6 protein-coding genes are annotated in these 6,314 nt (G+C 35.3%); 4 read left to right on the forward strand and 2 right to left on the reverse strand.

Going from position 1 to position 6,314, the window contains the following annotated elements:
- Positions 1 to 149: 149 nt before the first annotated feature.
- Together V7266_RS13400 and helD are read left to right on the forward strand one after the other, a co-directional pair.
- Positions 150 to 998: a hypothetical protein gene (locus V7266_RS13400; RefSeq protein ID WP_335468391.1), complete on the forward strand. Its 849-nt coding sequence runs from the start codon at positions 150 to 152 to the stop codon at positions 996 to 998.
- A 190-nt stretch (positions 999 to 1,188) separates the two neighbouring features.
- Positions 1,189 to 3,513: an RNA polymerase recycling motor HelD gene (gene helD, locus V7266_RS13405; protein WP_335468392.1), complete on the forward strand. Its 2,325-nt coding sequence runs from the start codon at positions 1,189 to 1,191 to the stop codon at positions 3,511 to 3,513.
- Between the two features lie 54 nt (positions 3,514 to 3,567).
- On the opposite strand, the gene V7266_RS13410 is transcribed toward helD, so the two are convergent.
- The gene (locus V7266_RS13410) at positions 3,568 to 3,702 is read right to left on the reverse strand and encodes a BA3454 family stress response protein (RefSeq protein ID WP_335468393.1); all 135 of its coding nucleotides are present in this window, start codon (positions 3,700 to 3,702) and stop codon (positions 3,568 to 3,570) included.
- A 128-nt stretch (positions 3,703 to 3,830) separates the two neighbouring features.
- Here V7266_RS13410 and V7266_RS13415 point away from each other — a divergent pair, with 128 nt between their 5' ends.
- Positions 3,831 to 4,295: a GNAT family N-acetyltransferase gene (locus V7266_RS13415; RefSeq protein ID WP_335468394.1), complete on the forward strand. Its 465-nt coding sequence runs from the start codon at positions 3,831 to 3,833 to the stop codon at positions 4,293 to 4,295.
- An 18-nt stretch (positions 4,296 to 4,313) separates the two neighbouring features.
- Here the strand turns inward: V7266_RS13415 and V7266_RS13420 are convergent, their stop codons facing one another.
- Positions 4,314 to 4,544 (reverse strand): hypothetical protein, encoded by a 231-nt coding sequence (locus V7266_RS13420; RefSeq protein WP_335468395.1) that lies wholly within the window; start codon positions 4,542 to 4,544, stop codon positions 4,314 to 4,316.
- A 365-nt stretch (positions 4,545 to 4,909) separates the two neighbouring features.
- Here V7266_RS13420 and asnS point away from each other — a divergent pair, with 365 nt between their 5' ends.
- Positions 4,910 to 6,301 (forward strand): asparagine--tRNA ligase, encoded by a 1,392-nt coding sequence (asnS, locus tag V7266_RS13425; RefSeq protein ID WP_335468396.1) that lies wholly within the window; start codon positions 4,910 to 4,912, stop codon positions 6,299 to 6,301.
- The last annotated feature ends 13 nt before the right edge of the window (positions 6,302 to 6,314 follow it).

Below are 6,314 nucleotides of genomic sequence, written 5' to 3' on the forward strand. Positions count from 1 at the left end.
TTATTTTATTATTAAAGGTGTAACCTTCATGCTTTTTTGCGATGTTAGTTGCTTAAAGATACGACAACATTGTCATTTAAATTTTATTAATTATTTCCTCCCTTTTTTCTAATACTATTCAAATAAGATGATTAAGGACGGTTGATTACATGAGGATAAAAAGCAAAAATGGTATTCCTTTCTTAATCTTGTTTATAATTCACACCTTCCTCATTGGTTTAGCCTTTTATAAAAATAAAAAGAAGAAAAATACCTTTACTTTTCTAGGTTCGATTATGGGATTCGCTTATTTACTGGAATTTTTTGTATTAAATTTATTTAAGGGTTACAAATATAAGCCCAATGTTTTAAAAAATAAATCATTGGACAATATTTTTGGGGCTTTTTTATCCCAGTCCATATTTGTCCCTTTTACCGCTGTATATCTCACTATTACTAAAGCAGGGTGGGGGACGAAGTTCTTAGGAGGCATTTATTTTACCTTAGTTGAATTAATATTCTTGCGTCTTGGGGTATATAAACATAATTGGTGGAGAACAGTATATACCTTCATTTTAATTCCGATCTATTTTGTATTAAGCGATTGGTGGTATTATGGATTTACTAAGAAGAATGTAATCGTCCGTCATATATCCTTCTTTTTGATAATCATGGTAACCGAAACAAATTTATTTTTAATTTTAGCGATTCTTCGCAAATTTCGCTTTGGATGGGGGAGATTCCATGCCTGGACAGAGCATTTTATTATTACACCGTTGTATTCCATTTCCTTTTCAATATTCACCTATTTTACATTTAAGAATCAAAATGATGGATGGGTAAAACTAAAGGTTCTATTGTTTGATGCCTGTTTATATCAGATTTTTGTTAAAACTAAGGTATTAAAAACGAAGATTAAATTAATCAATTATCTCTTAATAAAAGGTGTTATGGTAATGGTTTATGCAATGTATAGAAAATGGGTCTTAGGGGAGATAGAGGTCAATCAATCCGATTAAAATAAAAAAACGCCTAAGTGGCGTTCTGAACGATAAATTCTTTTCTTGATTTTAAAGAAGGGGCATGATAAAATGACTGTTGGTATAATATGTATATGTTAAATGTGTTTAAAATTATCTATTATAACATTAACATATAAACTATATGATGTCAAGAAATTGAATCTATATTTAAATGGGGAGTGGTTAGATGAGCGAAAAAGAAAGCACCGACTTATGTGAGGAGCAGGAGAGAGTAAGTACGGTGGTAAAGGTCATCAATCAAAAGATAAAGAACCTGCAAAAGAATACTGGTACTGTACGCACAGATGTTTTAGAGATTCGCAAGAACTTTTGGGAAGATGTTACGGTAAACATGGATGAACCAGATGATATTATCGAAACGGCAGCAAGTATCAAGCAACAAGCTGAACTTCTCTCAGAGCGCGAACGAACGCATATGCACATGGATAAAAATCTAAAGACACTAGAAAGATTAAAATACTCACCTTATTTTGGCCGGATTGATTTTTTAGAAGAAGGTGAGAGACAGGTGGATCGAGTTTATTTAGGGATAGCCTCATTAATGGATGAAAACGACGAGAACTTTTTAATCTATGATTGGCGGGCACCCATTTCAAGTCTTTACTATGATTACTCTCCAGGGAATGCACATTATAAAATACCTGAAGGCAACATAGAAGGAGAGATGAAATTAAAACGGCAATTCATTATTCGAAATTCAGACATCAAGGCCATGTTTGATACAGGTGTGACCATTGGTGACGAGATGCTTCAGGAGGTGCTTGGAAATAATGCGAGCAATCAAATGAAAAGTATTGTTGCCACCATTCAACGGGAACAAAATGAAATCATTCGCAATGAAAGAAGTAAAATATTAATCGTCCAGGGGGCGGCAGGAAGCGGAAAAACCTCGGCAGCGCTTCAGCGTGTTGCCTATTTACTTTATCGTTATCGCGGTACCCTGAATGCGGAAAACATTATGCTTTTTTCACCTAATCCTCTATTTAACAGCTATGTTTCGACTGTTCTGCCTGAACTCGGCGAAGAAAATATGCAGCAATCCACTTTCCAAGAGTATCTAACCGAGAGATTGGGCAAAGCCTATGATGTGGAAGATCCTTTTTCGCAAATGGAATACCTGCTTAGTGAAACCGGGGGAGAGGCTTATCAAGCAAGAGTAGAAGCCATTCGTTTCAAGGCTAGTCTTGAATTTAAAAATATTATTGATGACTACGTATCCAATCTTTCTAAGAGTGGTTTAATCTTTAAGGACTTATCCTTTAGAGGTGATATCATCATTTCTAAGAAGGAAATGAGTGATTATTTTTATAAGTTAGCCAGCAGTTATACCATTCCAAATAGAATTCAGCTCGTAAAGGAATGGCTGTTAAAAGAATTAAAACGTGCAGTGAAGAGAGAACGGTCTCGAAGCTGGGTCGAGGAAGAAATTCAATTCCTTGAAAAAGAAGACTACATGGAGGCATTTAAAAAGCTTCAAGAGAAGAATAGATTTTCCGACAATACCTTTGATGATTTTGAAAGAGAACAACGGCTGCTTGCAGAAATGATTGTAAAAGAAAGATTTAAACCGTTATTTGCAAGGGTAAAAAACTTAAAATTTATTGATCTAACACAATTATACTTGCAGTTATTTAAGGATACTGAACAAGATGTTAACGGCCTTCCAAAATATTGGCAAGAGATTAGTCAACAAACAATGAATCACATTCAGCATAGGATGGTTCCCTATGAAGATGCTACACCGCTAGTCTACCTGCAGGATTTATTAGAAGGCCGGAAATCCAACACAGCAATTCGCCATATTTTTATTGATGAAGCTCAGGATTATACTCCCTTCCAGTTTGCCTTTATCCAGAGGCTTTTTCCTTACAGTAAGATGACACTGCTTGGCGATTTTAACCAGGCCATTTTCTCAGGGGCAACAGGTTCTCAAACCGTTTTGACAGATCTGGATATTAGGGATGAAGAGGTGGAAACTTTTATTTTAACCAAGACCTATCGTTCAACCAGGGAAATTGTGGAGTTTTCAAGTGCTTTAATTACAGGCGGAGAAAAAATAGAAGCCTTTAACCGGAGGGGAAAGAAACCAACCGTAAGCTATGTGGAACAGAAACGTTTAAATGGGACCATTCTTGAAACAATTAAACAATATCAATCAGAAGGACATCAAACGATTGCGGTAATCTGTCGGACGGAAGCAGAAAGTAAAATGTTGTTTGAGGAAATAAAAGATGCTCTACCGGTTCATTTAATCGAAAAAGGGACCATTTCTTATGAAAAAGGAATTAATGTTATTCCATCTTACTTAGCCAAAGGAATTGAATTTGATGCGGTCATTCTTTATGATTGCTCCCGGTATGAAAAGGAAAGTGAAAGGAAGTTATTTTATACCGTTTGTACACGTGCAATGCATGTCCTGCATATGTTCACTTCCGGAGAATATAGCCCGCTTATGGCTTGTGTACCTAAGGATTTTTACGATGTGATTTAAATAAATTTAAAGCGGCAGGAGTTTGTTTAATACTTCCTGCCGCTTTTTAAGATATTATTTTTTCCATTGCTTTTGAACTTGTTCTGCAGCAAGACGTAAAATTTCATTTTCGGACGTTTCGCGATTTGCAATTACATTTGTTAAATAGCTTTTTCCTTCGAAAGTTATAGTTACTTCTACTTGTACCATTTAAATCACCTTTCTTTTTTGCTTATTGTTAAATATTGTAAGGATCTAAAGAAAAAATTATGCTGAGTGTTTTTGAGCTGATTTTGGTATACTCATTTACAGGCAAAAGATAGGGAGAAGGAATTAGGATGTCGATAAAGTTTGAAGAAATAAATAATGAAACATTATATATTGCTCTTGAGATAATGAATTCAAATCCTCAATATAATATGATGGAAAATGGAAATAAAACAAGGTCACATATGGATATGGTAATGGAATTTATGAATTCAAATACAACCAGCGTATTTATTAAGCTTGACGATACCTACATTGGGGTTATTGATTATATGTTGGAAAATCCAAAAGATTCTCTACCGTGGCTTGGGTTGTTAATCATTCATCAGGATTATCAAGGATTTGGGTTTGGGAAACAGGCCTATGAACATTACGAAAGTGAGATGCGGAATCGAGGTTTTGATAAACTCCGAATTGGAGTCCTAAAAGAAAACACAAAAGGACAGCGTTTTTGGGAATCTTTAGGATTTGTTTATTATATAACATCTAAAGCACAAAATGGAAGTGGAATATTATGTTATCAAAAACAAATTTAAAATATTATCATGCAGAAATTAAACCTCAACTACCATAAATTTGTCAACAAAGACTTGTATTTGTGTCTTATCTATTTTGTTTTTTCTTATCAAGGATTCCGCCATTAATATGAGTGTTTGAACAGATTGGTCCCTTTTTAAATCATGTATGGACATGTCTCCATTCAATAATTGAATAGCTTTATCTTGGATGTCTTGATTCTTAGAAGAAGTGTAAAGCAGATAGGCGATACAGGTAACCTTGTCCACAATCTTACCCCCGATCAAGAATTCATTTTTTTGTTATTAATTCGACTGTAATCTCTCTAATTCCTGCTCTTGCATAGTGAGATTTCTGAAAAATAAATTGGTTTATTACCGAGAGATAAGGACAAGGAAGATAAACGGAAAGTAACTTTCAAAATTCTACATTAATTTTCTAATATAATGAATAATATGTTGAATATTGCTTATGTCACATGGTTTTTTGTATAATATTGAAGGGATAATAGAAAATGATGATAGTCAGAATTCTACCTTTCGTCCCTGGGATGAGAGTTTTTTTATTATACTGGATAAAACGATCCAATCTGGCTATAGCGAAACCTTTTACATAGAATTTAGGAGGAAGAAGAATGAAACAGGCCTTAATTAAGGATTTGTACAGAAACACCGATAGCTATATTGACCAAAAGGTGCAATTATCCGGATGGATCCGGACGATACGGGATTCCAAAACTTTTGGGTTTATTGAACTAAATGATGGCAGCTTTTTTAAAGGTGTTCAGATTGTTTTTGATGAGCAAATGGGTAACTTTAAGGAGATTACAAAGCTTCCCATTAGCTCATCTATTAGGGTAGAGGGAGATTTTATTTATACTCCTCAAGCAAAGCAGCCTTTTGAAATTAAAGCAACAGAAATCAGTATTGAAGGGACTTCAAATGTAGATTATCCACTTCAGAAAAAAAGGCATTCCTTTGAATATTTAAGAACAATCGCACACTTACGTCCAAGAACGAATACGTTTAATGCTGTTTTCCGTGTAAGATCATTAGCGTCATATGCGATTCATAAATTTTTCCAAGATAAAGGTTTTGTTTATGTTCATTCACCAATTATCACTGGCAGTGATACAGAGGGTGCTGGTGAAATGTTCCGAGTCACTACGATGGATATGGACAATCTACCGAAGACTGAAGAAGGTAAGACAGATGTTTCGAAAGACTTCTTTAATAAGGAAACAAATCTTACCGTTAGCGGTCAGCTTTCTGCCGAAGCGTTTGCGTTGGCATTTAGAAATGTATACACCTTTGGACCGACCTTTAGAGCAGAAAATTCAAACACAGCCAGGCATGCGGCTGAGTTTTGGATGATAGAACCTGAACTCGCGTTTGCAGAGCTTCCAGATATTATGGATTTAGCGGAAGAAATGGTCAAGTATGTAATTGGTTATGTAATGGAACAAGCTCCTGAAGAGATGAACTTCTTTAACAGTTTTGTAGAAAAAGGTTTGTTAGATCGGCTGAATTTGGCCCATACAGCAGACTTTGGGCGGGTTACTTATACAGAAGCGATTGAGTTATTGAAGAATTCTGGTGAAACATTTGCATATCCGGTTGAGTGGGGACTTGACCTTCAAACGGAACATGAGCGCTATTTGTGTGAGAAAATCTTTAAACGTCCAGTTTTTGTTACGGACTATCCTAAAGAAATCAAAGCATTCTATATGCGATTAAATGAAGATAACAAAACTGTTGCTGCAACAGACTTACTTGTTCCAGGAATTGGTGAGTTAATCGGCGGGAGTCAGCGTGAAGAACGTGAGGATATTCTAGCTGGTAAAATTAATGAACTAGGAATGAATGAGGAAGATTATTGGTGGTACCTTGAATTAAGGAAATATGGTGGAACAAAACATTCAGGTTATGGCCTGGGGTTTGAACGTCTAATCATGTACCTAACGGGTATGGCAAATATTAGAGATGTTATTCCATTCCCAAGGACAACTGGTAATGCAGAATTTTAATAAAAAGGCTGTG

The organism is Neobacillus drentensis (genome assembly GCF_036965645.1).
In the GTDB taxonomy this organism is placed as follows: Bacteria; Bacillota; Bacilli; order Bacillales; family Cytobacillaceae; genus Neobacillus; species Neobacillus drentensis_D.